Below are 1,159 nucleotides of genomic sequence, written 5' to 3'. Positions count from 1 at the left end.
GACTACCCCACACCGGCTCAGCGCCCGCTCAACTCCCGCCTGTCCACCGCCAAGCTGCAAGCCGCCTTCGGCCTGCGCCTGCCGCATTGGCAGCAAGGGGTGGAGCGCATGTTGATGGAAATTCTCTGAGCCCGAGGCTTGGCTGACGCGAGCTTCGCACCCCAGTCTCCTCGCGCGCATCACCCAATCAAGGAGAGACCCATGACGACTAAAAGCCGCAAAGGCATCATCCTCGCCGGAGGCTCCGGCACGCGGCTGCACCCGGCCACCCTGGCCATGAGCAAGCAATTGCTGCCGGTCTACGACAAGCCCATGGTGTACTACCCGCTGGCCACCCTGATGCTGGCCGGCATCCGCGACATCTTGCTGATCAGCACCCCGCAAGACATCCCGCGCTTTGAAGCCCTGCTGGGGGACGGCAAGCGCTGGGGCCTCAACATCAGCTACTGCGTGCAGCCCAGCCCGGATGGTCTGGCCCAAGCCTTCATTCTCGGCAAAGACTTCATTGGCGGCGCCCCCAGCGCCTTGGTGCTGGGCGACAACATCTTCTACGGCCACGATTTCCAGGGCCTGCTCGGCAGTGCCAATGCCTGCCAAAACGGCGCCACGGTGTTTGCCTACCACGTCACTGATCCTGAGCGTTATGGCGTGGTGGACTTCGATGCCAACAAGACAGCCTTGTCGATCGAAGAGAAACCCGCCGCGCCCAAGAGCAACTATGCGGTCACGGGCCTCTACTTCTACGACGAGCAGGTGTGCGATATCGCCGCCGGTATCAAGCCCAGCGCGCGTGGCGAACTCGAGATCACCGACGTCAACGCGCAGTACCTGCGCCAAGGCCAACTGCAAGTCGAAATCATGGGCCGTGGCTACGCCTGGCTGGACACCGGCACGCATGACAGCTTGCTCGAAGCCGGCCAATTCATTGCCACGCTGGAAAAACGTCAAGGCCTCAAAGTCGCCTGCCCCGAAGAAATCGCCTTCCGCTCGGGCTGGATCACGGCCGATCAACTGGCCGCCCTGGCCAAGCCGCTGGCCAAGAACGGCTACGGCCAATACCTGCAAAAACTCCTGAGCGACAAAGCGTTTTAAGCCTCACCATGAATGTCACCCCCACCGCTTTGCCCGAAGTCCTGATCATCGAACCGCGCGTGTTCGG

2 protein-coding genes are annotated in these 1,159 nt (G+C 62.3%); both read left to right on the top strand.

The features are described 5' to 3' along the window. A partial coding sequence (locus AABB87_RS23030) for a sugar nucleotide-binding protein (RefSeq protein ID WP_341973608.1) occupies positions 1–129 on the top strand: 129 nt, incomplete at its 5' end. Positions 130–201: 72 nt separating this feature from the next. Further along, positions 202–1,092 (top strand): glucose-1-phosphate thymidylyltransferase RfbA, encoded by an 891-nt coding sequence (rfbA, locus tag AABB87_RS23025; protein ID WP_341973607.1) that lies wholly within the window; start codon positions 202–204, stop codon positions 1,090–1,092. Positions 1,093–1,159 lie beyond the last annotated feature (67 nt).

Source organism: Roseateles sp. PN1, from assembly GCF_038419725.1.
In the GTDB taxonomy this organism is placed as follows: Bacteria; Pseudomonadota; Gammaproteobacteria; order Burkholderiales; family Burkholderiaceae_C; genus Paucibacter_A.
Note: the sequence above shows the minus strand (reverse complement) of the source record. Positions and strands in the feature narration are given on the sequence as shown.